The organism is Pseudomonas sp. ADAK2, assembly GCF_012935755.1.
GTDB lineage: Bacteria > Pseudomonadota > Gammaproteobacteria > Pseudomonadales > Pseudomonadaceae > Aquipseudomonas.
Map to the genome: position 1 here is coordinate 1,672,786 of NZ_CP052862.1, position 26,687 is coordinate 1,699,472.

Annotated in this window: 25 protein-coding genes; 14 read left to right on the forward strand and 11 right to left on the reverse strand. The window is 61.1% G+C overall.

Going from position 1 to position 26,687, the window contains the following annotated elements:
• Nucleotides 1-373 precede the first annotated feature (373 nt).
• A complete protein-coding gene (locus tag HKK52_RS07695; protein ID WP_169370297.1) occupies nucleotides 374-829 on the forward strand; it encodes a YMGG-like glycine zipper-containing protein in 456 nt (151 codons plus the stop codon).
• Here the strand turns inward: HKK52_RS07695 and HKK52_RS07700 are convergent.
• From HKK52_RS07700 to HKK52_RS07710, 3 genes are read right to left on the reverse strand one after another with little or no spacing between them, the layout of a single operon-like run.
• Complete coding sequence (locus HKK52_RS07700) at nucleotides 819-1,841, reverse strand: DUF2955 domain-containing protein (RefSeq protein ID WP_169370298.1); 1,023 nt, start codon at nucleotides 1,839-1,841, stop codon at nucleotides 819-821. The genes HKK52_RS07695 and HKK52_RS07700 overlap by 11 nt on opposite strands.
• A complete protein-coding gene (locus HKK52_RS07705; protein ID WP_169370299.1) occupies nucleotides 1,831-2,970 on the reverse strand; it encodes an HlyD family secretion protein in 1,140 nt (379 codons plus the stop codon). The genes HKK52_RS07700 and HKK52_RS07705 overlap by 11 nt, the downstream gene beginning before the upstream one ends.
• The gene (locus HKK52_RS07710; protein ID WP_169374201.1) at nucleotides 2,967-4,490 is read right to left on the reverse strand and encodes an efflux transporter outer membrane subunit; all 1,524 of its coding nucleotides are present in this window, start codon (nucleotides 4,488-4,490) and stop codon (nucleotides 2,967-2,969) included. The genes HKK52_RS07705 and HKK52_RS07710 overlap by 4 nt, the downstream gene beginning before the upstream one ends.
• Nucleotides 4,491-4,669: 179 nt before the next feature.
• Between HKK52_RS07710 and HKK52_RS07715 the strand changes: the two genes are divergently transcribed.
• From HKK52_RS07715 to HKK52_RS07725, 3 genes are all read left to right on the forward strand, one after another.
• Nucleotides 4,670-5,170: a transporter suffix domain-containing protein gene (locus HKK52_RS07715; RefSeq protein WP_169370300.1), complete on the forward strand. Its 501-nt coding sequence runs from the start codon at nucleotides 4,670-4,672 to the stop codon at nucleotides 5,168-5,170.
• Nucleotides 5,171-5,194: 24 nt separating this feature from the next.
• Nucleotides 5,195-6,088: a YghX family hydrolase gene (yghX, locus tag HKK52_RS07720; RefSeq protein WP_169370301.1), complete on the forward strand. Its 894-nt coding sequence runs from the start codon at nucleotides 5,195-5,197 to the stop codon at nucleotides 6,086-6,088.
• Between the two features lie 84 nt (nucleotides 6,089-6,172).
• The gene (locus HKK52_RS07725; protein WP_169370302.1) at nucleotides 6,173-6,937 is read left to right on the forward strand and encodes an alpha/beta hydrolase; all 765 of its coding nucleotides are present in this window, start codon (nucleotides 6,173-6,175) and stop codon (nucleotides 6,935-6,937) included.
• On the opposite strand, the gene HKK52_RS07730 is transcribed toward HKK52_RS07725, so the two are convergent.
• The 3 genes from HKK52_RS07730 to HKK52_RS07740 all read right to left on the reverse strand — a co-directional run bounded on the left by HKK52_RS07730 (nucleotide 6,932) and on the right by HKK52_RS07740 (nucleotide 9,321).
• Complete coding sequence (locus HKK52_RS07730) at nucleotides 6,932-7,294, reverse strand: hypothetical protein (RefSeq protein WP_169370303.1); 363 nt, start codon at nucleotides 7,292-7,294, stop codon at nucleotides 6,932-6,934. The genes HKK52_RS07725 and HKK52_RS07730 overlap by 6 nt on opposite strands.
• A 151-nt stretch (nucleotides 7,295-7,445) precedes the next feature.
• Entirely contained in the window at nucleotides 7,446-8,075 is a 630-nt protein-coding gene (locus tag HKK52_RS07735; RefSeq protein ID WP_169370304.1) for a Vgb family protein, read from the reverse strand.
• 34 nt (nucleotides 8,076-8,109) lie between these two features.
• A complete protein-coding gene (locus HKK52_RS07740; RefSeq protein WP_169370305.1) occupies nucleotides 8,110-9,321 on the reverse strand; it encodes a helix-turn-helix domain-containing protein in 1,212 nt (403 codons plus the stop codon).
• A gap of 90 nt (nucleotides 9,322-9,411) precedes the next feature.
• Here HKK52_RS07740 and HKK52_RS07745 point away from each other — a divergent pair, with 90 nt between their 5' ends.
• On the forward strand, nucleotides 9,412-10,170 hold the full coding sequence (locus HKK52_RS07745) for a DUF899 domain-containing protein (protein ID WP_169370306.1): 759 nt from the start codon (nucleotides 9,412-9,414) through the stop codon (nucleotides 10,168-10,170).
• Nucleotides 10,171-10,326: 156 nt separating this feature from the next.
• Here HKK52_RS07745 and HKK52_RS07750 read toward each other — a convergent pair whose 3' ends face one another.
• Nucleotides 10,327-11,244: a LysR substrate-binding domain-containing protein gene (locus HKK52_RS07750; RefSeq protein ID WP_169370307.1), complete on the reverse strand. Its 918-nt coding sequence runs from the start codon at nucleotides 11,242-11,244 to the stop codon at nucleotides 10,327-10,329.
• A gap of 165 nt (nucleotides 11,245-11,409) precedes the next feature.
• On the opposite strand from HKK52_RS07750, the gene HKK52_RS07755 reads away from it, so the two are divergent.
• The 5 genes from HKK52_RS07755 (at nucleotide 11,410) to HKK52_RS07775 (ending at nucleotide 18,030) form a co-directional block, all read left to right on the forward strand.
• Nucleotides 11,410-12,714: an MFS transporter gene (locus tag HKK52_RS07755; protein WP_169370308.1), complete on the forward strand. Its 1,305-nt coding sequence runs from the start codon at nucleotides 11,410-11,412 to the stop codon at nucleotides 12,712-12,714.
• 22 nt (nucleotides 12,715-12,736) lie between these two features.
• Nucleotides 12,737-13,963: a CaiB/BaiF CoA transferase family protein gene (locus HKK52_RS07760; protein ID WP_169370309.1), complete on the forward strand. Its 1,227-nt coding sequence runs from the start codon at nucleotides 12,737-12,739 to the stop codon at nucleotides 13,961-13,963.
• Nucleotides 13,960-14,742 carry a methylmalonyl-CoA decarboxylase gene (gene scpB / locus HKK52_RS07765; protein ID WP_169370310.1) on the forward strand — a complete coding sequence of 261 codons (783 nt, stop codon included), beginning with the start codon at nucleotides 13,960-13,962 and terminating at the stop codon, nucleotides 14,740-14,742. The genes HKK52_RS07760 and scpB overlap by 4 nt, the downstream gene beginning before the upstream one ends.
• 294 nt (nucleotides 14,743-15,036) lie before the next feature.
• Nucleotides 15,037-17,616: a bifunctional diguanylate cyclase/phosphodiesterase gene (locus HKK52_RS07770; RefSeq protein ID WP_169370311.1), complete on the forward strand. Its 2,580-nt coding sequence runs from the start codon at nucleotides 15,037-15,039 to the stop codon at nucleotides 17,614-17,616.
• A 195-nt stretch (nucleotides 17,617-17,811) separates the two neighbouring features.
• Nucleotides 17,812-18,030, forward strand: coding sequence for a hypothetical protein (locus HKK52_RS07775; protein ID WP_169370312.1), 219 nt, complete (start codon nucleotides 17,812-17,814; stop codon nucleotides 18,028-18,030).
• A 59-nt stretch (nucleotides 18,031-18,089) separates the two neighbouring features.
• Here the strand turns inward: HKK52_RS07775 and HKK52_RS07780 are convergent, their stop codons facing one another.
• Nucleotides 18,090-18,734, reverse strand: a complete 645-nt coding sequence (locus HKK52_RS07780; RefSeq protein WP_169374202.1) for a M24 family metallopeptidase — start codon at nucleotides 18,732-18,734, stop codon at nucleotides 18,090-18,092.
• Nucleotides 18,735-18,921: 187 nt separating this feature from the next.
• On the opposite strand from HKK52_RS07780, the gene HKK52_RS07785 reads away from it, so the two are divergent.
• On the forward strand, nucleotides 18,922-19,536 hold the full coding sequence (locus tag HKK52_RS07785) for a hypothetical protein (protein WP_169370313.1): 615 nt from the start codon (nucleotides 18,922-18,924) through the stop codon (nucleotides 19,534-19,536).
• Between the two features lie 571 nt (nucleotides 19,537-20,107).
• On the opposite strand, the gene katG is transcribed toward HKK52_RS07785, so the two are convergent.
• The gene (gene katG, locus HKK52_RS07790; protein WP_169370314.1) at nucleotides 20,108-22,363 is read right to left on the reverse strand and encodes a catalase/peroxidase HPI; all 2,256 of its coding nucleotides are present in this window, start codon (nucleotides 22,361-22,363) and stop codon (nucleotides 20,108-20,110) included.
• A gap of 357 nt (nucleotides 22,364-22,720) precedes the next feature.
• Nucleotides 22,721-23,788: an NAD(P)-dependent alcohol dehydrogenase gene (locus tag HKK52_RS07795; RefSeq protein ID WP_169370315.1), complete on the reverse strand. Its 1,068-nt coding sequence runs from the start codon at nucleotides 23,786-23,788 to the stop codon at nucleotides 22,721-22,723.
• 290 nt (nucleotides 23,789-24,078) lie between these two features.
• Between HKK52_RS07795 and HKK52_RS07800 the strand changes: the two genes are divergently transcribed.
• The 3 genes from HKK52_RS07800 to HKK52_RS07810 are packed head-to-tail and all read left to right on the forward strand — an operon-like array spanning nucleotide 24,079 to nucleotide 25,667.
• Nucleotides 24,079-24,828, forward strand: coding sequence for a hypothetical protein (locus HKK52_RS07800; RefSeq protein ID WP_169370316.1), 750 nt, complete (start codon nucleotides 24,079-24,081; stop codon nucleotides 24,826-24,828).
• Nucleotides 24,825-25,247: a DUF4952 domain-containing protein gene (locus HKK52_RS07805; protein WP_169370317.1), complete on the forward strand. Its 423-nt coding sequence runs from the start codon at nucleotides 24,825-24,827 to the stop codon at nucleotides 25,245-25,247. Before HKK52_RS07800 ends, HKK52_RS07805 begins: the two co-directional genes overlap by 4 nt.
• Before the next feature lie 42 nt (nucleotides 25,248-25,289).
• Entirely contained in the window at nucleotides 25,290-25,667 is a 378-nt protein-coding gene (locus HKK52_RS07810; RefSeq protein ID WP_237150732.1) for a hypothetical protein, read from the forward strand.
• A 38-nt stretch (nucleotides 25,668-25,705) separates the two neighbouring features.
• On the opposite strand, the gene HKK52_RS07815 is transcribed toward HKK52_RS07810, so the two are convergent.
• A complete protein-coding gene (locus tag HKK52_RS07815) occupies nucleotides 25,706-26,584 on the reverse strand; it encodes a LysR substrate-binding domain-containing protein (protein WP_169370318.1) in 879 nt (292 codons plus the stop codon).
• Nucleotides 26,585-26,687: the final 103 nt, after the last annotated feature.

Sequence of the window (26,687 nt, forward strand, 5' to 3'; positions counted from 1 at the left end):
CACCGCGCCGCCTGATTTTACGACTGCTTCGCAGTCGGACGCAGGCTTCGCCAGCTGCTACACAGGTCGTGACTTAAATAGATCTGTCCCGTTTTTTAGAGACGATTGAAGAGCTGAGGCAAACGCGGTCGGATTGATTTAAATAGATCAGTCCCCTTTTTCTAGGTGAAACACGCTCTTTGTAGCAGCTGGCGAAGCCTGCGTCCGGCTGCGAAGCAGTCGTCAAACCTGAGTGCGCGGTCCTCCTGAAACACCGCGCCGCCTGATTTTACGACTGCTTCGCAGCCGGACGCAGGCTTCGCCAGCTGCTACACAGGTTGTGACTTAAATAGATCTGTCCCGTTTTTTAGTTTTTTTACTGTCGGAGGTCATCATGAAACGGTTGTCTTCCATCGGTCTGTTTGTGGCGTTGGCGGCTACTTGCTCCCAGGGCTGGGCCGAAACGGTCGTGCCCCTCAAAGGGCAGAGTTCGCAGCAAGTTCAAGCTGACATGAGCGATTGCAAAAACGTGGCCGCCAGTCAGGCCTCTTCGACCGCACCGCCTGCGACCGGCGGAAGATTGCGCGGTGCCGCCGTGGGGGCTGCCGCTGGCGCTGTGGGTGCTGAGGTGCGCGGGCGTCAACACGACGAGTTTTATGATCACGCCGGTGATGACGCCAAGCAGGCCTACCGCCAAAACAACGCCCAGCAAACTGCTGCGGCCGGGGCGGTGGTGGGCGGTGCACGGCAGCGCCAGCAACGTCGAGCCCAGCAACAGACCACGTCGACGAACAGTTCAGCGGCGTATACCGGTTGCCTGCAAGGGCGGGGTTATCAGGTCACTTCCTGACAGGCGCCTGGCGCCGCTGATCGAGTAGATGAACCATCAGGCCGGCATACACCGTCACCCCGATAAACAACCCCATGCGCACCGCAAACGCGGTGTAGACGTCCTTGCCGGCCGCGCTGTCCTGCACCGACTGCCCCAGCAAAATGATCAGCGTGATCGTCGTATTGAGCCAGAACCCCGGGCTGAACCGGGTCGGGCTCAGTGCGTAGAGTTTGCGCGCCAGCACCAGGCCGAACAGCAGCATCCACAGAAAGAACATCCACAGGTGCACGAACAGGCTCAGGGCGCACCAGAACAGGATCGCCAGCACACCGCCCAGCAGCGTCGAACCGAGCAATTCGCGGCCAGCGTTGCGCGCGGTGGTGGTGGAGCTCTGCTGACCGAGACTGACCGCTTTGAGGATGATCGGCAGGTAGCTGGCCGGATCGATCAGCGCCAACAGGAACGCCGGCAATACGATCAGCGTGGCGCGCAACGCGACCCGGTCGACGTCTTCGGCGGCGAGTGCCGGGGCGGCGGGCGACGGCGGCGCATTGGCTGGCTCGGGAAACAGCCCATGGCTCACGGTCACCACCAGCACCGCGAGCAGCAAGCCCTTGACCAGCGCGCCGATGACCAGCAGTGCCAGTTCGAAACTGGCGGTGCCGGCCGCCGAAATCATGGTCAGCCCGATCACCAGAAAGGTCACGATCAGGTTGTTGCCACCGCGCAAGCCAAAGCGAAACACCACAAATAAACCGACACCAATCAGCGACAACCCGCTGACCGGGTAATAGCGCAGCAATGGAAATAACAGCAGGCCGACGCCGGTGGTCAGCATCGCCACCAACGCCAGCACCACGCCGGCCTTGAGCGGCAACGGCTGATTGAGCGTGGCCAGGAACAGCAGCGCCAGCACCGGCGCGAGAAATGGAATCGGCAACGCCAAGCCGAAACTGGCAGCCAGGCACAGCGCCGTGCCGGTGGCCAGGCGCAGTGAACGCTGATCGCGGGGCGTGCGCTTAATAGGCATACGAAAGCCAACTCATCAGACTCAAGAACACCCGGCCGAGCGGGTTCAACGGATTGCCCGGCGCCGGGAACGCCATGACTTCGGCCTGCCCGCCCGCGCGGATTGAACGGCTGTCGCGCAGGGCATTCAGGGCGTCCTCATCGAACTCGATCACCACCGGAAAACGCTGGGCCGGGCGCAGCCAGTCGCGGCTGTTCTGCACGCTCGGCAAGGTGCCCGGTGTGGTCCCCTGGCCGACACTGACGCCGTAGCCGACGCTGCGCACCCGGCCGCCGAACACTTCGCCGGGCAACGCATCGAGCACGATGGCGACCGGCGTGTCGGGTTTGACCAGGCCCAGGTTGTTCTCGGTCATATCGGCACTGATCCACACGTCATGGATGGCGATCAGGGTCATCACCGGACTCCCGGCGGCGGCGAACTGGCCGACATCGGTGCGCAGGTCGGTGATCAGCCCCGCCGAGCGCGCGCCGATTCGGGTGTTGGCCAAATCGAGTTCGGCTTTCGTCAACGCCGTCGCGGCGCTGCGCAGCACGGCGTTATCTGCCTCGCTACCGCCCTCCTGCTCCTTGGCCCGTTGCACTTCGGCTTCGGCGGCGGCGACCTGGCTGGTGGCCTGTTCGAGGTTGGCCCGCGACACTTCCAGCAGCCGCACCGACACCGTGCCTTTATCGGCGCGGTACAAGCCTTCGAGCCGCTGACTGTCCTGGCGCATCCTCAGTTCGTTGGCCTGGGCCGCGCGCAATGAGGCTTGTGCCGAGGCGATGCCGGCGGTGCTGGCGCCGATCTGGCGGCGGGTCGATTCAAGGTCGGCGCGGGCGCGGTCAACGGCGATCTGATACGGCTGTGGATCGACTTCGAAAAGAATGTCCCCGGCCCGGACATCCTGGTTGTTGCGCACATTCACCCGGATTACCCGCCCCGCCACTTCCGCCGCAACCGGAATCACAAACGCCCCGACCCGCGCCTGCTGCGTGTAAGGCGTGAAGCGGTCCGCCAGCAAGTACCAGGCGAGGCTGATGAGGATCAGCAGCAACACCCACTTGATGCCTTTCCTGGCCGGATCGGCGGCCGGTGCTGGCGCCTTTGCAGGAGGCGCTTCAACAGAGGGCGGCGCGGCTTCACTCATGGTTGTTCACCTTGTCTGGCAGGGGTAAGACCGGGTTCGTCGAGCAGGTCGCCCCAGTCCGTGCGTTTTTCCATTTGCTTTTGCGTGGTGCGATCGATGAGGGGTTGGGCGGCGTACCAGCCACCGCCCAGGGCCTTGTACAAAGCAATCAGATTACTGACGGCATTGCTGCGGCTGACCAGGTAGTTGTCCTGTTGTTCGAGCAACGCCCGTTGCGCATCCAGCACCCGCTGAAAATCGGAAAAACCTTCGCTGTACTGCGCGCGAGCCAGCACCAGCGAACGCTTGGCCGCCGTCTCGGCCTGACGCAGGATGCGTTCGCGTTCCAGGGATTGGCTCAAGCCGCTGGCGGCATCGTCGGCTTCACGGGCGGCCTGGCGCACGGTGTCGCGGTAGGACTCGATCAATTGCTGCAAGCGCGCATCCTGCACTCGCACGTTGTTGCTGATCTGGCCGTGATCGAACAGGTTCCAGCGCAGGCTCGGACCGCCGACAAAGTCCAGATTGTTCGGCGAGCCGCCCACGGAAGTGGCGGTCCAGACGATGCTGCCGAGCAAGGTCAGCGACGGATAAAAATCACTGACGGCGACGCCGATCAGCGCCGATTGCGCGGCGACATTCAGCTCGGCGGCGCGCACATCGGGGCGGCGCAGCAACAGGTTGGCCGGCACATCCTGCAGTACGGCGCGGTCCAGTAGCGGGATCAGTTCTTCATTGGGTGTCACTTGCGGCAGCTCACCCGGCGCTTGCCCGGTCAGCACCGCCAGGACATTGCGGGTTCGATGCAGTTGGTCTTCGAGGCTGGGGATGCTGGCCAACGTGCCGAGGTATTGCGTCCTGGCCTGTTGCAGGTCGAGTTCGGCGGTCTGGCCGCTGTCGAACAGCTTGCGGGTGATGTCCAGGCTGCGTTTTTGCTGCCGGGTATTGTCCCGGGCGACCCGCAGGCGGGCCTCGGTGGTGCGCAGGGAAAAGTACGTGTCGGCCACCTGAGCGCGCAGCAGTACCAACACGTCTTCGTAGTTGGCCTGGGCGGCGAAGTAGCTGGCATCCGAGGACTCGATGGCCCGGCTGAAGCGGCCCCAGAAATCCAGCTCCCAACCGACGTCGAAGCCTTCACTGAATTGCCAGAACCGGCTGTTCTTCGGGTTGCTGCCGCTGTATTGCCGGCGCTCCGCGTAAAGCAGATCGACACTGGCCTGCTGGAATTGCGGGTAACGCCCGGCCTGGGCGATGCCCAATTGCGCCCTCGCTTCCATCACCCGCAGGCCAGCGATTTTCAGGCTGGAGTTGTGCGCATCCGCATCGGTAATCAACTGGTCGAGCACCGGGTCATTGAACACTTGCCACCACTGGCGCAGGTCCGGGCTCGCGCCCCGCTCGCTGGAGTGCTCCAGTGCCGGCGTGCTCCAGTGCTTGACCCATTCCTCACCGGGCGGCTGGAAGTCCGGCCCGACGCGCGCACAGCCGCCGAGGCCGAGCAGCAGCAGCAGCAGCAGGAGCGGTCCCGACCGGATCAGCATGGCGGCACGTGAAGGCATGGATGGTTTCCCGGCCAAGGAAGATGACTGGAGCATAGTCGCCCGAAAGAAAATCGAGCGGAGGTAAACGCGCTGCCGACTTACTCACGCCTGGGAGTCAGCTGCTACGCTTTCCAAGGGCCCTTAAAACCACGACGATCCATCAAAAAGGTGCAACGCTCATGACCACCCAACCCCACTCCGCCGGCTGGCGCTTCAAACTGGGCATCGTGATTTTGTGTTTGATGTTGGGGTCGTGGCTGATGGTGCCGCTGGCGGCGGCTGTCGGGGTGCCGGGCTCCAAGGTCGCGGCGCTGACCGGTGTGCTGTTTATCAGTAACAAGGTCCTGCTGATCCTGGTCATCGCGGTCATGGGCAAGGCCGGGTTCCAGCAATTGAAGCGCAGTGTGTTCGGTTACGTGACGTCGCTGGCGCCCAGCGCGGAAACCGAAGTGGGCCCGATTCGGCATCGCATCGGCCTGGTGATGTTCTTCCTGCCGTTGATTTCGGCGTTTCTGGAACCCTATGTCGACAGCATTTGGCCGGGGCTGCGGCCGAACCTGTGGCAATTGCAACTGCTGGGCGATCTCATGCTGATCGGCAGCTTTTTCGTGTTGGGGGGCAACTTCTGGGACAAGGTGCGCGCCCTGTTCATCCGCACTGCCAAAGTGGCCAATGCCTAGCACGCATCGACAGGAAGCACGCCAATGAGCCGTCTGACCGCCAAAGACTTCGCCCCCGAGTTGCTCGAACTCTACGACTACTACGTGCATGGCCAGATCAACCGACGGGAATTTCTCGACCGCGCGGCGTTGTTTGCCCTCGGCGGCCTGACCGCCTCCGCCCTGCTCGCCGCCCTGAGCCCCAATTACGCCCTGGCCGAGCAAGTGGAATTCACCGACCCGGACATCCTCGCCGAGTACATCACCTACCCGTCTCCCAAGGGCCATGGCCAGGTTCGCGGTTATCTGGTGCGCCCGGCGAAAGCCACGGGCAAGGTGCCGGCGGTGGTGGTCGTGCATGAGAACCGTGGGCTCAACCCATATATCGAGGACGTCGCCCGGCGCGTGGCCAAGGCCGGCTTCATCGCCCTCGCCCCGGATGGCCTGACCTCGGTCGGTGGCTACCCTGGCAACGACGACAAGGGCCGCGAGCTGCAACTGACGGTCGACCCGGAAAAACTCATGAATGATTTTTTCGCCGCCATCGAGTGGCTGATGAATCACCCGGCGGGCACCGGCAAAGTCGGTATCACCGGGTTTTGCTATGGCGGTGGCGTCGTCAATGCGGCGGCCGTGGCCTATCCGGAATTGGGCGCGGCGGTGTCTTTTTATGGCCGTCAACCCGAAACCAAGGACGTGCCGCGAATCAAGGCACCACTGATGCTGCACTACGGCGAACTGGATACCCGCATCAACGAAGGCTGGCCCGCTTTCGAGCAGGCGTTGAAAGCTGCGGGCAAGACCTATGAAGCCTACATTTACCCTGGGGTGAATCATGGATTTCATAACGACTCCACGCCTCGTTACGATGAGGCTGCCGCCAAGCTTGCGTGGAGTCGGACGCTGGATTGGTTCAAACGGCATCTACAGGGGACATAGACCCACGCAGGAGCTGCCGAAGGCTGCGATCTTTTGATCTGGCGTTGGACTAGACTGCGATTGTCCCCCTGAAAAATCAGCCTCATGTCACGAATTCTGGTGTACATCCTCATTGCGATTGCAGCCCTGTACCTGCTGCTCTGCGTGGCGCTGTTCGTATTTCAGCGCTCGCTCATCTACTTCCCGCAACCCAGCGCCTACGCCACACCCGACAGTGTGCTCACGCTGCCGGTGGCAGACGCGAACTTGCAGGTGTCAGTCAGGCCCCACGACGGCCCCAAGGCGTTGCTCTACTTCGGCGGCAATGCCGAGGATGTCTCGCAAAACCTGCCTTCGTTTTCCGCAGCCTTCCCGGATCAAGCGCTCTACCTGCTGCACTACCGAGGCTACGGTGGCAGTTCCGGCTCACCGTCCGAGGAGGCCATCGCCCGCGATGCCCTTGATCTGTTTGATCGGGTCTACGCCGAACACCCGCAGGTGGCCGTGGTTGGTCGCAGCCTCGGCACTGGCGTGGCGATTCGCCTGGCCAGCCAACGCCCGGCGGCGCGGCTGATCCTGATCACGCCCTACAACAGCCTGCTGGAACTCGGAGCCCGTCAGTACCCGATTTTTCCGGTGAAGTGGTTGTTGAAGGACACCTTTGATTCGGGGAAATACGCGGCGCACATCAGCGTGCCGACCCTGCTGATCGCGGCGGAACATGACGAAGTGATTCCGCGTTCAAGCACGGTGCGGCTCTATGGCCAATTCATCCAGGGCGTGGCGTCGATGAAGGTGATTGCGGGGGTGGGGCACAATTCAATCTCTGAAAGCCCCGAGTACCTCAAGTTGATCGGCGCCGCGTTATGAACGGCGTCGCGCCAGGCGTTGCTGCCAATTTCCGCCGTTGACGCGCTGGCATTGTTCTTCTGAGTCGAACTGCACATGAGCCGCTACGGGGCTGACGAGTACTTGCGCCTCATCGAGTGCGGTGGCCGTCAGCGCGACCATGCGCTCGCCCTGCCCGCTGGCCAGCGCCTGGTCCTTCTGCGCCTCGGTATCGAACACCCAGATCACCCGCAAACTGGAAGGGAACACGCTGTAATCGACCTCATGGGTCAGCCAGCTGAAACCGACGATTTCTGCTTTGGCCGCCTCGCACGCGTCAGTCAGGGTAGCGACCAGGCGACGTTCGATGTGGGTTTGGTCGCGTTTGCTTAACGCCATGGGTTGATCCTTGTGTCTGACGAGGGGAAGCGCCAATCATACGAAATTTCACCGACATGAAATCGTCAAGATCGCAGCCTCCGGTTGGAATGCATTGCTCCTGTAGGAGTTGCCGAAGGCTGCGATCTTTCGATCTTAAAAAACACCCAACTCATTTCGGCCGCCGCACCGACCTTACCTTGCCACTCCCACCGCCACCGCAAAAGAACTGATCACCGCCATCGGACTCCAGCCCGGAAACACCGACGCCCACCGGCATCTTCACGCTTTCCAGTACTTCGCCCGTGCCCGGATCAACCCGGCGCAACTCACTCTCATCGCCTTCCCACGTACCATGCCACAACGCGCCTTCGACCCAGGTCACACCAGTGACAAAACGGTTGGATTCGATGGTGCGCAGAATCTTGCCGGTTTCGGGGTCGATCTGATGGATCTTGCGGTCACGGTATTCCCCGACCCATAGCGTGCCTTCCGCCCAGGTCAGGCCCGAGTCGCTGTTGCCGGGTGCGGGAATGGTGTGGAGCACGCGGCCGGTCTTGGGGTCGATTTTCTGAATGCGATCGGCGGCGATCTGGAACAGGTGCTCGCCATCGAACGCAGTGCCGGCATCAGCGGTGACATCGATCGAGCGCACGGTCTGACCGCTGGCCGGGTCGAGGGCGTTGAGTTTTTCGCCACTGGCGAACCAGACATGCTGGCCGTCCCAGCTGACGCCATGCACGGCGTCGACGCCAGTAAAGGGCCCATATTCACGGATGATTTCAGCTGCTGAGCTTTTCATGAGGTGTTCCTCGTCACGGGTGGGTGAGGTGATCCTAAGCACTGGGCAACGGCGCCGTGAGTAACAAAGTCGTCGCGAAACCCGGCACCGGGGGCGTCATCCAGCGCCGCGCCCGTCCGCGCCCGAACGACTGCACCTTGCCGTCCGCCGCCAGCGTGTCGAGGGTTCGTTGCACCGTGCGCTGACTGGTGCCGAGTGCCAGCGCCAAGGCTGAGCTGGACCACGATTCACCGTCGGCGAGAAAAGCGAACACGGCGGCATATCTTTCTTCGACAGGTGGTGCCAGCAGCACCACATCCTGCGCCACCAACTCAAAGCCGCGCGGTGTGGCGATCACGCTGGCCAAGGGTTCAAGGGCCGCCCGCAACCGCCCGACCTCGACGCGCAGCCGGGCGCGATGGGACTCGTCACTGAGTTTCAGGCGAAAGGCTCGGGCGATCAGGGCTTCTCTCGACACGTCGGCCGGCCAGGCTTCGGCCAAGGCCCGGGCGATGGCGAACAACACCGGGCGCGTGGCCAGGGCCACCGACATACCGGCGCCACGTACGCTGTAACGGCACGCGTCCACCACCAGCGAGGTTGAGGCGAGCAATGCCTCGACTTCCTCCAGCAACAATGGCCGCTCTTGGCCATGGGTAATGAGTCGCGCCACAGGCGTGTTCAACACCAGCACAGCGTGTTCGACTTCGGCAGATAACGCGGGAATCGCGGCCTGCCGCGCGGCCTCCTGCGCGCGGGCCAAAGCCGCTCGCGCCAAATGGGATTGCACGCGGCGCATGGCGATCCCGGCGGCGACCAGTTCATGCACCGCGCGCAAGGCTGGCGGCAGTGGCGCGGGGTCGAGTTCGGCGAGTTGTTGCTCGGCGTCATCCAGTTGCCCGATCAGCAACAAGCGCCGGATCGCCAGATAGCGCGCATGGGCGGCATTGACGGCATCGCCATGAGCCTCAAGCGTCAGCCGTGCGGTGTCGAGTTTCTTCACCGGCCAACCGAGGTCCCGCGAGGCCAGCGCGATCTCGGCCTCGGCGACCACACACCGCGCCCGCGCCAGGCTTTCCTTCGGCCCGAAGGCCCGCGCCGCCCGTTGCACCAGCGTCCTGGCCAACACCAGCTCACCGAGCTGCGCCATTGCAATGCCGCGCAAGGCGAGCGCTGCCGCGTCGTCGCGCAAGGCCACCCGGTTCAGCGCACCGAGGGGATCACCCGCCGCCAGCGCTCGCGCCGCCGCCGTGATCAACGAATCCATCTGAATCGCGCCACATTTGTCACTCCCACCGTCCGACGTCTCGAATTTAGTCTATCTCACGATGACTGACCCCGATGGGAGGCAAGCAGGATGAACAAGCACACGATCGCTACACGAGAACAATGGCTGGCCGCGCGGCTGGAGTTGCTCAAGGCCGAGAAGGACCTGACCCGCCGCAGCGACGAACTCGCCCGGCAACGTCAGGCGTTGCCCTGGGTGCGAGTCGACAAGGCCTACCGTTTCGACACCGAGCAAGGTCCCGCGACCCTGGACGAGTTGTTCGACGGTCGCTCGCAACTGCTGGTCTATCACTTTATGTTCGGCCCCGATTACAAGGCGGGCTGCCCGTCCTGCTCGGCGATTGCCGACGGGTTTGACGGCATCGTCACGCACCTGGCGAACCACGACGTGACGCTGATGGCCGTGTCCCGCGCACCGCTGGCGAAACTGCTGGCGTACCGGCAGCGGATGGGTTGGACGTTTCCCTGGGCGTCAGCGCCCGACAGCGATTTCACAGCTGACTTCAATGTGTCGTTTACCGAGGCGCAGCAGCGTGAAGGGACTGTCGAGTACAACTATCAGCGCGGGGGCCATGCGATGGATGAATCGCAAATCCCCGAGCCGGTCGCGCAGTTCGCGGCGACCTGTGGCACCGATGCGCCGACCTATTCGCGGGACCGGCCGGGGTTGAGTGCGTTTGTGCGCGAGGATGGCGTGATTTATCACACCTATTCCACCTATGCCCGAGGAGTGGATGGGTTGTGGGGCATGTATCAGTGGTTGGACCGGGCGCCGTTGGGGCGGAATGAACAAGGGCCTTGGTGGCGGCGGCATGATGAGTACAGCTGATCAGGGGTTGGTAGTGTCTGGACTGACGTCATCGCGGGCAAGCCTCGCTCCTACACGGTTTCGCGGTGTTCGAAAATTTCGCGGCCACCACAAAACCTGTAGGAGCGAGGCTTGCCCGCGAAGAGGCCCTCAAACACACACAAAACCCACTGCTTATCACCGCCCATCCGCCCACCCCGGCTGGCGCCCAAACCCGTCGAATAATTCGAAAATGGTCGCCTTGACCTTCTGCACCGCGTTGCTCTGCACCGCCGTGTCATGCCAGCACAACGACAACTCCCGGGTGAACAGTCGATGGTCGATCCTGGCCAGTTTCAACTTGTGCTGCTCCAGCTCGGCATGCGCCGCCGCCCACGGCAGGATGGTCACGCCGAGTCGGGCCTTGACCGCCGCGAACAGCAGGTCGGTGGAGTTGGCTTCAAATTCCACCTCACAGTGCAGGCCGGCCTCTTGAAACGCTGACTCGACCCGACTGCGAATCGTATTCGGCGCGCAGGGCAGCACCAGCGGCATCTGCGCCAGCGCTTCAATCGATACCGGGCCATCGGGCAACGCAAACGCCGGCCATGCCACCAGGTACAGTGTTTCGGTCAGTAGCCGCTGCGACACCACGCCCCGACTCTCGACCACATCGACATTCACCGCCAACGCCACCCGCCCGACCGTGATCAACCCGCCAAGCTCGGCGCTGGGTGCATCGATCAGTTCCAGTTTGATCCCCGGATAACGGCTGCGAATGGTCCGCGCCAAGGGGATCGCCAACATTCGCGCGGTACTCGACGGCATGCCCACCGAGACCTTGCCTTGGGGAAATTCGGCGTCCTGGCGCAGCAGTTCCTGAGTGCCGTCGGCCTGGCGCAACAATTCGACGGCATGCCGATGCAACGTGCGCCCCGCCGCCGTCGGCACCACGCCATGAACGCTGCGTTCGAGCAATTGCATGCCCATGTCCTGCTCCAGATTGCGCATCTGCTGGCTGATCGCCGGCTGGGCAATGTGCAGCGCTTCACTGGCGCGGGTGATGGTGCCGCACTCGACCACCTTGATGAAATAGCGCAACTGGCGCAGGTCCATGAGCCCTCCAAAGCCATCGGATTTTCCGTTGGGATCAGAGGAATATCATATTTTAAGTTTATGAGATACCGCGCCTAGACTCGTCTCACAACAAACGAAGCGCCACCGGCCGCCACTGCCGCGTCGCGCTTCCATAGGCCTGAACAAGGCCACTGGGAGATCGCCATGTCTAGAGCAATGACTGCATCTGCAACACGGGAAAAACCGATCAAGACGCCGCTGAGCCGCGAGCAGATTCGCGGCTTCTGGACGGTGTACCTGGGCTGGGTGCTGGATGGCGTCGATTCCGTGATCTTCGCCCTGGTGCTGATCCCGGCCATGACCGAGTTGCTGCCCAACTCCGGCATCACCGCCACCCCCGCCAATATCGCCATGTATGGTTCGCTGCTGTTCGGGTTGTTCCTGATCGGCTGGGGCCTGTCGTTTATCTGGGGGCCGCTGGCCGATCGCTTTGGCCGGGTGAAGATGCTGGCCGCGAGCATCCTGGTCTACTCGCTGTTTACCGGCGCGGCGGCGTTCTCCGAGAACATCTGGCAACTGGCGGTGTTTCGGCTGATTGCCGGGATTGGCGTCGGCGGCGAGTGGGCACTGGCGGGCACTTACGTCGCCGAGTGCTGGCCGGAAGACCGACGCAAAATGGGCGCGGGTTACCTGCAAACCGGCTACTACCTGGGCTTCTTTATCGCCGCGTTGCTCAACTACACGGTCGGCGCCACGTATGGCTGGCGGGTGATGTTCCTGTGCGGGTTGTTCCCGGCATTCGTGGCGATTTATACCGCGCTCAAAGTCAAAGAGCCGCGCAAGGTGATCATCGAAGACAAAGCTCCGAAAGCGCATAGCGCCTGGCTGGAGATTTTCGCCCCGGCGTTTCGCCGTCGCACGCTCACCAGTTCAGCCTTGGTCGGTGTCGCGATTGTCGGGTTGTGGGCCGGTTCGGTGTACGAAGCTACGGCGGTGGTGACCCTGGCGACCCGCGCCGGCATCGATCACGTCGGCGCCGTGCACCTGGCCTCGATCGGCGCGGCGATCCTGTCCTTGAGCACCATCCTCGGCTGCCTGATCGCGCCATGGCTGGCGGAGCGCGTCGGACGGCGCAAGGCGCTGGGCATCTACTTCGCCGGCATGGCCGCCTCGATCGTCGTCGCGTTCGGCTGGGTGTTCTACATGGACGATGGCCTGCACCTGTTCATGGTGTCGCTGGTGTTCCTCGGTTTCTTCGGCGGCAACTTCGCGATCTTCTCGCTGTGGCTGCCCGAGCAATACCCAACGCGCATTCGCGCCACGGCATTCGCCTTCAACGCCTCGGTCGGGCGCTTCATCGGCGCCGGGGTCAACTTCCTGCTGGCGGCCGCGATCCACTGGCACGGCTCGCTCGGCGCGCCTATCGCCTGGACCGCTGCCGCGTTTGTCGCCGGCATTCTGATCCTGCCGTTTGCCGTCGAAACCCGCGACCAGACCTTGCCGCAATAGCGTTCATTCACCGGAGAATCCCATGCAAGCTTTGCAAGGCATCAAGATTGTCGACCTGAGCCGCGCGCTGTCGGGGCCGTTCTGCACCATGGTGCTGGCCGACCTCGGCGCCGACGTGATCAAGATCGAGCCCGGCCCGACCGGCGATATGAGCCGCACCTGGGGCCCGTTCGACCGCGGCGTCAGCACTTATTACCTCTCGTGCAACCGCAACAAACGCGGGATGTGCATCGACTTCCGCCACCCCGAAGGCCTGGCCACGATCCAGCGCCTGATCGATGACGCCGACGTGGTGATCGAGAACTTCAAGCCCGGCACGCTGGAGAGCATGGGCCTCGGTTACGACGTGCTCAGTGCGCGCAATCCACGGCTGATTCTCGGCAGCATCAACGCGTTCGGTACCGACGGGCCGATGAGCCGTTGGCCGGGTTTCGATCAGATCGCCCAAGGCTATTCGGGACTGATGAGCCTCACCGGTTTCGTCGATGGCGATCCGACCCGCACCGGCACCGCGATTGGTGATTTGACCTCGGGCATGTGGCTGGTGACGGCGGTATTGGCCGCCCTGCTGGAGCGCTCGAAGACCGGGCGCGGGCAGCATGTCAGCACCTCGTTGCTGGCCAGTCTGGTCGGGTTGTTGAGTGTGCACGGCCAGCGTTATCTCAGCCTCGGCGATGTGCCGCGCCGCACCGGCAATGCGCATTCAGTGATCGCGCCCTATGGCGTGTTCCAGACCCTGGATGGCCCGCTGAACCTGGCGCCGATCACCTCGGCCATGTGGGGGCGTTTGTGCGTGTTGCTCGACTTGCCGTCGCTGCCGGACGATCCGCGCTTCGCCAGCAATGAGGCCCGGGTCGAGCGCCGTGAAGAGCTGAAGGCGATCCTCGAAAGCCGTCTGAAAACCCGCAGCAAACACGCGTGGACCGAGCTGTTTATCGAAGCCGGCCTGCCCGCCGGGCCGATCAACACCCTCGACGAAGTGTTCGATGATCCGCAGGTGCTGCACAGCCAATTGACCGAAACCGTCACGCATCCGACCCTCGGCGCCGTGCGCCAAGTGGTGACACCGGTGTTCAGCGCCACCGACAGCGCCGCCAGCCGCCCTCCGCCGCTGCTGGGCGAACACACCCTTGAAGTACTGTGCGAGGCGGGTTTCGATGACGCTTCGATCAACGCATTGCTCGCCGCCAACGTGGTGTTCCAGGACACCGACGATTCACCCGCACACGCCACAGGAACTGCCCAATGAACTCGACAGTCACCGTCCACCACGTCGATGAGCGCATCGCCCGACTGGTCTTCAGCAACCCCACCCACCGCAACGCCCTCAGCGCGCAACTGCTGAACGCCCTCGACGAAAGCCTCGTCGCCCTCGCCGCGCAACGCGTTCCCGTGGTGATTCTCGGCGGCGAAGTCGGGCAACCGGTGTGGAGCGCCGGCCACGACATTCGCGAACTGCAACATGACCGCGACCCCATCGCCTACGGCAAACCCCTCGAACAAGTGCTGCGCCGCATCCGCGCCTATCCCGGCGTGGTCATCGCGCTGATCTCAGGTTCGGTGTGGGGCGGCGCGGTGGATCTGGCCATGAGTTGCGACCTGGTGGTGGCCGATCACAGCGCCAGTTTTGCCATGACCCCGGTGAACATCGGCTTGCCCTACACCACCAGCGGCTTGCTGCGGTTCTTCAATAATTTGCCGATTCATGTGCTCAAGGAAATGTTCTTCACCGCGCAGAAACTCGATGCGCAGCGGGCCGAGCGCTTCGGCGTGATTAATCGACTGGTCGAGAGCGATGCACTGGAAGCCACGGCGCTGGAATTGGCCCAAGGCATCGCTGCCAAAGCGCCGCTGGCGGTGGCCGCAGTTAAGGAGCAACTGCGGATTCTTGAGGACCTGCAACCGCTGCCCGTGCAGGCGATGGAGCAGATTGCCGAGTTACGGCGGCAGGCGTGTGAGAGCACCGATTTTGGCGAAGGGCTGGCGGCGTTTGCCGAACGCAGGGGGGCGGTGTTTAGCGGGCAGTGATCGGGCGCTGGGAGGTGTGGTGTCTGGGCGGGCCTCTTCGCGGGCAGCCTTGCTCCTACAGGGTTTCGCGGTGTTCGAAAATTTCGCGGCCCCGTAGGAGCAAGGCTTGCCCGCGAAGAGGCCGGCACAAACCCCGCACATCCCAAAGATGGCCCCAACGTTCTGTCCCACGCTGCCTATACTCACGCCCATAGATTCATCACCGACCGTCGCCGATGACTGGATCGCTGGCCAGCCTGAACCGTGCAACGTCCAGGCTGACCAGACGCCGTGACATGGATCAAGGACGAGTCAATGGACGTTTCCGCCTATGCAGCCTCGGCCCCCTCCCGCCAAAGCTCGGTGACTTGGCGCCTGGCATTGGCCATGGGCCTTCTGTTTATCATTGGCGTCTGCATAGTGGTGGTTGCGCTATTCAGCATCGCCACCGGCCTCGACACAGAAGACATCGACGAGACACGGTTCTACACCGCCCGCGCGTTGGAAAACCGCATCACCGCATCAAAAAACTACATCACCAGTTATGCCTACTGGACGTCGGCGTACGAGCATATGAACGGTGAAGTCGACACCGATTGGGCGTACATCGAGCAGAACATAGGCAAAACGCTGTTCACCAACGATGGGTACGAAGGCGTGTTCGTACTTGATCGCGGGCACACCAAATACGCCGTAATTCGGGGCGAGATGGTCCAGGCGGATTTTTCCAGTTACGTGACAGCGTCGTCCGCGACGCTGATTGAACAGGTTCAGAGCCAGGAAGACCTGACCAAACCGGTGAGCCTGTACACGATGTTCGAGGGCTGGCCCGCCTTGTTGACGGCCGAGGCGATCATGCCAAATGACGCACGGCCGATTGATGATCCGAAAACCACCTCCGTCATGGTGTTCGTCGACCAACTGACCACGGCCAAACTGCACACACTGGGCAGCAGTTATGGCCTGGAAAATCTGAACCTGGCCCCCGATGCCACCTTCAGAAAAAACCAGCCGCAAGTCCCGCTTGAAAGCACCGGCTACAGCCTGATTGCCCAACTCGATGAGCCGGGGAAGCACTTGTTGTGGTCGTTGTTGCCAACCCTGGGCGGGACGTTGGTGGTGCTGATGTTGCTCACTGCGTATTTCTTCCGGTATGCGATGCGTTCCTCGCGCTACGTCGACAGCAGTTATGAGGTGTTGCAAGCCTCCCACCGGGCACTGGAAAGCGCCAATCACGCGTTGGAGGCCAGCGAAGAACGCTTTCGCGCGGTGGCCGAAGCCGCGTCGGACTGGATCTGGGAAATCGATCAACACCAATACATCACCTACCTGTCCGGACGCTTCAGCGCCGTGACCGGCTTCTCCGATCAGCAGTGGCTGGGGCAAAACATCGAACAACTGCTGTATTGCGACACCACGCCGCTGGCCCTCTGGCTGAACAAACTGACCGAGGAAGCCAGTGTCAGCGACCTGCGTTGCACCTATCGCGATCAAACCGGCCAACAACGCTACTGCCGGGTGTCCGCCCGACCGATCCTCGACGACCAGCGGGTCATCGGCTACCGGGGTACAGCCAGCGACATCACCGACGAAGTTGCCGCCCACGCGCAAATCCAGCACCTGTCGATGCACGACGCGCTGACCGGATTGCCCAACCGCAACAAACTCGCGCGCTACCTGGAAGATGCCTTGCAGCTCAAGGAACACTCGGCGCCGCTGACGTTATTGATGCTCGACCTGGATAACTTCAAACCGATCAACGATTCACTCGGCCATCCCGCCGGCGATGCGGTGTTGCAGGAGGTCGGCGTGCGCTTGCGCGAGTGCACCCGCGACCATGACATCGTCGCCCGGCTGGGCGGTGATGAGTTTGTCGTGGTGGTCCTCGGCATGAATAGCCACAGCGAGATCGACAAGTTCTGCACCCGCCTGATCGAGAGCCTGCACCGGCCCATCCCCTATGAACACCATATGCTGCACATCGGCGCCAGCCTGGGCGTTGCCCTCAGCCGTCGCCAGGGTTACGTGCCCAGCGAGTTGATCCGCTGCGCCGATATTGCCCTGTACAAGGCCAAATCCGACGGTAAAAACACCTGGTGCTACTTCGAAGCGCACATGAGCGACCAGATCCAGCATCGTCGCCAACTGGAAGACGATCTGCGGCAAGCGGTGCTGAATAATCAGTTTGTGCTGCACTACCAGCCGCGCTACAAAGTGGACGGCAAGGAAATCGTCTCAGTGGAAGCGCTGGTCCGCTGGCAGCATCCGACGCAAGGCCTGCTCGGCCCGGACCTGTTCATCCCGTTGGCCGAGCAAACCGACCTGATCGTGCCGCTGGGCCGCTGGGTGCTGCGCGAAGCCTGTGAAACCGCCCTGACCTGGCCGGACGACATCCTGCTGTCGGTCAACCTGTCTCCCGCACAATTCGCCCGCAGCGACGTGGTGGAGGACGTGCGCGAAGTGCTGGTCGAGACCCGCTTCCCGGCCAGCCGCCTGGAACTGGAAATCACCGAAAACGTCATGCTCAACGACATCGACGGCGCCCTCACCACCATGAACGCCCTCAAGGAATTGGGCGTGCGTTTGAACATGGACGACTTCGGCACCGGCTATTCCTCGCTGGGCTATTTGCGGGCCTACCCGTTCGACGGGATCAAGATCGATAAACGCTTCATCGCCTCGATGAGCAGCGGCGGCAACGACCGCGCGGTGGTCCAGGCCATCATCAGCCTGGGCAAAGCCATGGGCCTGACCGTGACCGCTGAAGGGGTCGAAACAGCGGAACAACTGAAAATACTCGGCGCCGATCAATGTCACGAAGTGCAAGGGTTCTACATGAGCCGCCCGGTTGATAAGGTGGCGTTCAGCAAACTCCTGAGCAAATCCCGCGCCTGACAACTCCACTCCCTCTGCAGGAGCAAGGCTCGCCCGCGAAGAGGCCCAGGAAACCCGCGCATGTTGAAGACCTCATCGAAGCTGCAAACCATCAATCGGCCACGGTCCATGGATTACCGTGAGCGTGAACGGTAGAAATCTCGAACTCCCGTGATGTCAGTGCCTCCAATGTTTAGGCCCACAGAGGTACGCGATATGAACAACGAATCGAAAACCCCACCAAACGCCCCGCCCACCGATACTTCTGGCAAACCCGTCAATGTGGTTGAGCGGGATCTTGAGGATGAGGACAGCGATACCCGAGGCGTGGATGAAACCATTACGCCCTCCTCGACCCGGGCTAAAGAGCAGGATGCCGAGGAACTGCAGCGCAAAATTGACGAGATTGAACGGAAAGTGGCGGACGGTAACTAGATCGAACGCCTACCTGTGGCGAGGGAGCTTGCTTCCTCGCCACAGGGCCATGTTTAGCCTTAAAGCTCAGTCGCGCGGCCATCGTTGTCGAAGAAATAGATATTTTCATGCTTGAACCCCCAGACGCCGCCCCTCTGACGGATATGAGGTTCAAAGGTAAAACAGCTCACGTCCCCAAGACGCCGGTCATTCCCGGCCTCTATATACAACCGGTCATCCCGTCGCCCGCAGATGCTATGCCCGACATTCCCGCTGAAATCGAGGTTCTCGAACCCTGCCGTCATGATCGACTCATTGGCAAACTCATAGAGCTCATGAAACGTCGTCTGCGGCTGGGCAAATTGGCACATCCGCTCGTGTAACTGGCGCTCTACCTCATAACCCCTACCGAACTCATTGCCAATGGGCACGGCCCGGCACACACCACCCTCCACATAAAACGAGCGCGCACAGTCGCCCCAGACATCGCCCGATATGGGGCTTAAGTCGACGGTTATTAAATTATGGGGGCCAACCGCCTCATCACTCGGCCGGTAGTCTCGGCCTGACACCGAGAGCACACTTCGGGATCCGAGCAGCACAAAGGCCGGACAGTCGTAATACCAGGTGTCGGGATAGCCGGCCTGGGCCAACGCCTGGGACGAAAATCGGGCAATGGAGGCTTCTGTGGACGTGGCTGTTATGTGTTTGACGAGTTGCTGCAGACAGCTTTTGCAGCGGTCTGGACGGGTAAGTTCGCGGGTGTTGGCATGTAAGGCGTCGCTCCCTCGCCACAGAGACTCTAGGGTATTTGAGATTAAGCGTCGTACCTGTCATAAGTCTGCATCGCAATGAACACAACACTCAAGAACGGCCAAGTCTAATGTAAAACCCAAGGATCGAAGGTAGTCAGTGAGTCTTTTCAGTCGTTTCAAAGCTCTCGCAAGGCAAGCCCCCAAAGAACAGGTCGTAGGGTATTCACCAGACGAATTGAAGGTCGTGTTTACCGCGCCTTTGGCACGTCTTCCGGCTGACTCTCCGCCAGCGGTTTCGCTGGAGAACATTGGCGTCCCGGCCTATTACTCTTCGTTTTTAATCGACAAGGAAGATGCCGAGCATTTTTGGGCGCTGGTGGAATCAGCATTCCGCTACGAGACGGAAAAACCGTTCAACGATGTCCTCGTCAAGCAATACGCGAACACCGAAAAAAATCACCACCTGATCTGTTTCACATCCGACGAAGCCTTCCATTCCACCACCGTACGGCTGGTGACGAACAGTGTCGATTTCCTCGACAGCGTTCATCGTGAACGTTTCGCTGTTCCGCCGCCGTGGGTGGCGTTCGAGGGGTACAACCCGGCGTGGTGGGGCGGCGCGATGCAAGGGGCGAACGGGTGCTACAACGACAGCTACTTCCTGCCGTTTTTTACCGGTTTGAACGCAGCCGAAAAAAACGCCTATTACGTGAGGTACGGCGCTACTGACGCGTGGATCAGCAGCCTGGAATTGATGTACGGCGACGAGTAACACGAAATCCGCCCACAAAAATGCCCGCTCACCGTCACCGGTTCAGCGGGCTTTTTGTTCTCACACCGGAGAGATTGTGGCCAAGGCACCAATCAAGACGGTCAGCACCAGAAACCCACCCAGGAAAAACGCCATCTTAGCCATAAGGCCTCCTACCACTTGAGTTTGCGGCGCAACAGGCGCAGTGAAGTGCGTTCACTTCAGGCGGCCGGGCCGGTGAGGCATTGTGGGACTGTGGCTGATCTCGTTACAGATGCAGGTGGCGCGAGAAAATACGGATCAGATGGTTGGGAGGCGTATCGCGGCTCATCAGAGGAAGCCCGAATGCGAGCCAAGTCTATGACGATACGCGAACTTTGTAGCAGCTGGCGAAGCCTGCGTTCGGCTGCGAAGCAGTCGTAAACCTGAGCACGCGGTCTTCCTGAAAAACCGCGCTGGCTGATTTCACGACTGCTTCGCAGCCGAACGCAGGCTTCGCCAGCTGCTACAGGTCGGGTTATGGCTTGCCCCACTGGCAGGTAAAAAAACCCGCTGACCGTGACCGGTTCAGCGGGCTTATTGGTTGCTTACATCACTTCAGGTCGAACCGATCCAGGTTCATGACCTTGACCCACGCGGCCACAAAGTCTTTAACGAACCGCTCCTTCGCATCACTGCTGGCATACACCTCCGCCAGCGCGCGCAACTGCGCATTCGAGCCAAAGACCAAATCAACCCGCGTCGCCGTCCACTTCACTGCGCCGGTTTTGCGGTCCCGTCCTTCGAACTCTTCCTGCGCTTCCGACGTTGGTTTCCACTCCACGCCCATGTCCAGCAGGTTGGTGAAGAAGTCGTTGGTCAACGCTTCTGGCCGGTCGGTGAAGACGCCGTGTTTGGTTTGGCCGACATTGGTGTTGAGCACGCGCAGGCCGCCGATCAGCGCGGTCATTTCGGGCGCGGTGAGGGTCAGCAGTTGCGCCTTGTCGATCAGCAACGCCTCGGCCGGCACGCTGTAGCGGGTTTTCAGGTAGTTGCGGAAGCCATCGGCGATGGGTTCGAGGAAGCCGAACGATTCCACGTCCGTTTGCTCTTGCGAGGCGTCCATCCGCCCCGGCGTGAACGGCACGGTTACGTTGTGGCCGGCATTTTTCGCGGCTTGTTCGACGCCCACGCTGCCGGCCAGCACGATCAGGTCGGCCAGGGAAATTTTCTTGCCGCCACTGTTGAACTCGTTCTGGATGCTTTCGAGTTTCGCCAGCACGCTCGCCAACTGCCCAGGCTGGTTGGCTTGCCAGGACTTCTGCGGTTCCAGGCGCAGGCGTCCGCCGTTGGCGCCGCCGCGTTTGTCGGAGCCACGGAAGGTGGACGCCGCCGCCCAAGCCGTCGACACCAGTTGCGAGACGCTCAGCCCCAAGGCCTGGAGTTTGCCCTTGAGTGCCGCGATGTCGCTGTCGTTGACCACTTCATGGTCCAGCGCCGGGATCGGGTCTTGCCAAAGCAATTCTTCGCCGGGCATTTCCGGGCCGAGGTAGCGCGAGAGCGGCCCCATGTCGCGATGGATCAATTTGTACCAGGCGCGCGCGAAGGCGTCGGCGAGCTGGTCGGGATTGGCCAGGAAGCGCCGGGAGATCGGTTCATAGATCGGGTCGAAACGCAGCGCCAGGTCCGAGGTCAGCATGGTCGGATTACGCCGTTTCGCCGGATCGAACGCATCCGGAATAATCCCGGCGCCAGCGCCGTTTTTCGGCGTCCACTGGTGCGCACCGGCCGGGCTTTTGGTCAGTTCCCACTCGAAACCGAACAGGTTTTCCAGGTAGTTGTTGCTCCACTTCGTCGGCGTGGTGGTCCAGGTCACTTCCAGGCCACTGGTGATGGTGTCGGGGCCTTTGCCGGTGCCGAAGCTGTTCTTCCAGCCCAGGCCCTGTTGTTCGAGGCCAGCCGCTTCGGGCTCAGCCCCGACGTTGTCGGCAGGCCCGGCGCCGTGGGTTTTGCCGAAGGCGTGGCCGCCGGCGATCAGCGCCACGGTTTCTTCGTCATTCATGGCCATGCGGCCGAAGGTTTCGCGGATGTCGATGGCGGATTTGACCGGGTCCGGCTCGCCTTCCGGACCTTCAGGGTTGACGTAGATCAGGCCCATTTGCACAGCGGCCAAGGGGTTTTCCAGGTTGCGTCCGTGGTCGGTACGGCTGTCCTCATTTCTTCCGGGCTCGGCCACGAGTGGCACATCGCCGGGCGCTTGCACCGGTTTTTGCCCTTTGTCGTAGCGGGTGTCGCCACCCAGCCATTTGTTTTCGGAGCCCCAGTACACGTCCTCGTCCGGTTCCCAGACGTCAGCGCGGCCACCAGAATACCCAAAGGTCTTGAAGCCCATCGACTCCAGCGCCACGTTGCCGGTGAGGACAATCAGGTCGGCCCAGGAAATGTTTTGCCCATATTTTTGCTTGATCGGCCACAGCAGCCGGCGCGCCTTGTCGAGGCTGACGTTGTCCGGCCAACTGTTGAGCGGCGCAAAACGCTGCTGACCGGAACCCGCCCCGCCCCGTCCGTCACCGGTACGGTAGGTGCCGGCGGCATGCCAGGCCATGCGGATAAAAAACGGTCCGTAATGTCCAAAGTCCGCCGGCCACCAGTCTTGCGAGTCGGTCATCAGCGCATTCAGATCCGCCTTCACCGCCGCGAAATCAAGTTTCTTGAACGCATCGGCGTAGTTGAAGCCCTCGTCCAGGGGATCGGACAGGGACGAGTGCTGGTGCAGGATCTTCAGGTTCAGTTGATTCGGCCACCAGTCGCGGTTCGTCGTGCCACCGCCAGCGGCGTGATTGAACGGGCATTTCGATTCAGTTGCCATGTAATAGCTACCTTTGGTCGTGTTCATCCAGCTACCCGGCCCGACCTGGGCCTGCAATAGCAATGAGCGAAATCAAAGACATAGGCTGCTGGGCCTGGCAGTTCGATCAACTGCTCTGTGTGGCCACACGGGAACTCAGGGGTTTGGCGACGATCCGCCAGCACACGGGCCCACGGCAAGCCTGTGACTCTTTCTTATCTCGTTATCAGGTATTAATCGGCCAGCGTACGCCAGCGCAACGGTAAGACTAGACCGTCTGGGGAGGACTGCTAATAGCGGCAGTGTTAGGGCGTGATAGGGAGAATCTTTTGCGGGGTAGCTGAAGTGCCCCTCAGGTCAGGCCCGAGGGGCGATTCATCAAGCAGCGTTGGCTTCTTTCTTCAGGCTGTTCATATCAATCACAAAGCGATATTTCACATCGCCCTTGAGCATGCGCTCATAGGCTTCGTTGATGTCCTGAATGTTGATCATCTCGATGTCCGAGACAATCCCGTGTTTGGCGCAGAAATCCAGCATGTCCTGGGTTTCCTGAATCCCGCCAATCAACGAACCGGCCAGGCTGCGGCGCTTGAAGATCAGGTTGAACACCGAAGGCGACGGGTGCGGACTGTCCGGCGCGCCGACCAGCGTCATCGTGCCGTCGCGCTTGAGCAGATTGAGGAACGCGTCCAGATCATGGGGTGCAGCGACGGTGTTGAGGATGAAGTCCAGGGTATTGGCAAACTTGGCCATTTCATCCGGGTTCTTCGACACCACCACTTCATCGGCGCCCAGGCGCAGGCCGTCCTCACGCTTGTTCGGCGACGTGGTAAACAGCACCACATGCGCGCCCATGGCATGGGCGATCTTCACCGCCATGTGCCCGAGGCCACCGAGGCCGACCACGCCGACTTTCTGGCCGGGCCCGACCTTCCAGTGGTGCAACGGCGAATACGTGGTGATGCCGGCACACAGCAGCGGCGCGACGGCGGCCAGGTTGGTGTCGTCGTGGGAAATGCGCAGGACGAACTTCTCCTTGACCACGATATTGTCCGAGTAGCCACCAAAGGTGTTCTCGCCGCCAAACACCGGGCCGTTGTACGTGCCGGTGAAGCCGTTCTCGCAATATTGCTCGTCGCCTTCGGCGCACGACGCACAGTGCTGGCAGCTGTCGACCATGCAGCCAACGCCGGCCAGATCGCCCACCTTGAACTTGCTGACATTCGCGCCAACGGCGGTCACCCGACCGACAATTTCATGGCCCGGCACCGAGGGGTACAAGGTGTTTTGCCACTCGTTGCGTGCGGTGTGCAAGTCGGAGTGGCAGACGCCGCAATAGAGGATATCGATCTGCACATCATCGGCACCAGGCGCACGGCGTTCGAAGGTGAAGGGCTTGAGCGAGTCCTTGGAACCCTGCGCGGCGTAGCTGTAAGTCTTGGTCATTACGATCGCCTTTTGAGTCGGATGTTGAATATCAGAGGAGGAGCGTAGGTGCTGAATCGTTCAAGTGGATGACAGTGGCGACCCATTGATCGCCGAACGCCCAGAAACCCTGGCGGCTGCGTTGCACCGCGTTGCCCACAGGATAAGACCGGCGCAGGCACGACCGATGACCCCATCCTGCTGATTTATTGCCTAATCCCGCCGAACTCGACAAAAGTAATGGCAAATTAGTAGCATGCACGTCCAACGGAACAACACCCGGGTTGCTTCCCGATCACGGACGAACATCGATGAACAAAAGTGCTTACCTTTGCCTGGCCTTCATGATGGTGGTGGGCGGCCTGAGTTTTTTTCTGCCACGTGAAGCCGCGTTGGGCTCCCTCGCGCTGATCGCGCTGTTCTCCTTCGGCTACTTCGTCTTCTACCTGATCAGGCACAACCTGCACCACGGCATCATCAAAAGCCTGCTGCTCTCAATACTCGTCATGGCCATCGGCATCATTCCTGTGCTCGGCTGGATCGTGATCATCGGCTTCGTCATCTACAACATCTCCAAAGCCCTGGAAGGTTTGAAAAGCCTGCTCCCGGATGTGCTTGCCAGCCTGGTGATCTACGCCCTGCTGTGCGCACGCCTGGCCTTCGACCTCCGCGACCCCATGGCCATCACAGCGCTGGCCGGCGCCTACCTGATCGCGTCGGTGCTCTACTGCCGCAGCCTCAACGGCTACTCCACCGAACATGCGCTGTTCAAGATGAGCGTCATGTGGCTGTCCATCCCCTTCGCCGCCCTCACCATCATCTCCATCGTATCGGCCCTGGGAAACCTGTTCCGCACCGTCAGCTCCACCATCACCCGCACCGTCATCTCGCCACAAATGGTCTCGGCGCATATGCGTGGGGGCGTGGCGATTGATGCGTATACGCGCAACATCACCACCAGCGTGACGAGCACCGTGACCAGCCTGGCGCCGGGCGCAGGGGTGATCACGGCGGGGGTGACAGGGGATTTGGCGCAGAAAGTGAAGACGGAGAAGGCGTGAACAGATTAATTCGCGGACTGCTTTTACTCGCCCTGTGCACGCTGTCGAGCTGGGCAAGCGCGGCAACCGGCTGCGAGGATTTTCTGGCGAAGATGAGTGACAAACCTGCCTTTGTAGAATTTCTACAATGCACTCAAGCCACGGACCGACAGGGGAAACCCTTCGTTGCCCAGTACCGCATAACGGGTGCTGACGCGCTCAAGGCCGAGCGGTACATGACCCAACGCTTTGGCCTGCCCCCACTCAAGTTTTACTGCTGCGTCTGGGACTCCATGCCCTATTTTTATCGCGATAAAAAAACAGATCTCGGGTATAGCTTCGTCATGGCTTCTGAGGAAACACCCATCAACCAACGTGAATCGTGGCCTGATATAAAGTTCTTCTACATCAACGTGTCGCTCGACACCGAAGAGATTTAATCGCCCGATGATTCGATGCGTCCAAGGCAGGCAAACGCAATCATGAAAAACCGTGTCACGCCCTCGGTGCTGTTTGCCTTAACGCTCTTAGTAATGTGCGACTCCGTACACGCCGCCGCATGGCAAATTTGCGGTCTGGAGTTGCTGGTTACCGATGTATTGAAACAACCCTCTCCACAGCTACAGGCCCGAATCCTGAAAGTCAGCCCGGTATCAAACACCGTGGAATGCCCTGAAGTTGGGGCGACTGTCACCTTCATTCCGGAAAAACCCGATTACCAAAACCCGCTGCCACGCCGACAGTGGCCTAAAAAGGGACAGTCGGTGCGGGTTGACTATCGGTATCTGGATGGGGTGTGTAAGGGCGATGGGAATAGTTATGCGTGTCGGATTGAGCATTATCCAATAGGGGGTCAATAAAGGAGTCGGCGAAAAGCGGACGTTCAATACTCGGCAAACTAATGTGAGCTGTTCACCTCCGCCGAAAGAACCACATCAAAAAACGATGTGATCAGTCGACTGGAGCGACGCTCAGCCAAGCAATAAAGAAAGGTTTCGGTGTAGAGCGGATCCCCTTCGATGCGGATCGTGCGAATACGCGGATCGGCGATGAACTCCGCTTCAGATACCACCCCCAGCCCGATCCCACGCACGACGGCTTCACGCAGTGCCTCGCGACTGCCGATTTCCATGGCGATGCGCGGCACAACTTGCGCCGCCATCAAGGCCTGTTCCAGGACCAGACGAGTTGTGGAACCGGGCTCTCGTTGCAACAGCCGCTGCCCCTCCAACTCCTCAAGTCGTACTGAATCGCGTTCTGCGAAAGGATGCTCATGGTGGGCAAACAGGATGATGGCGTGACGTGCGTAATGCACGGCGCAGAGTCCTGGATCATCGTGCCGTCCGGCAAGTACCGCGATATCCGTCACGTAACTCTCAAGATCAGCCAGCACCTGCGCCGAATTGCCAACCCGTATCGAAACATCGATGCGAGGATGCTGCTGAAGGTAGTTGTCGACCATCTCGATTACATGGAAAGGCCCCACCGCCCCTAGCTTGAGCTGACCACTGTCAAGCCGGCCGGAGTCTCGCAGCAGGTTGTGCGCGTCCAGATCCAGCGCAGCCATTGCCTGAGCAATTGGCAGTAATTGCCGGCCGACATCGGACAACTCAATGCGCCGCCCGCGACGGTGGAACAGCTCTAGATTGTATTGCCGCTCCATGCTCTGGACTTGTGTGGTGAGCGTAGGTTGGCTGAGCCCAAGTGCCCGCGCGCCGGCACTGAAACTACCGTGACGTGCCACGGCGAGGAAGGCACGCATCTTGGCGGTCGACATCCATAGACTCCATCAATACTTAGCTGCGAAAACCTATATTGAATTGATCGTATGACTGTCACGTGACATTTCTAGCCTGAGGCCACTCCCACCAACTGCCTGG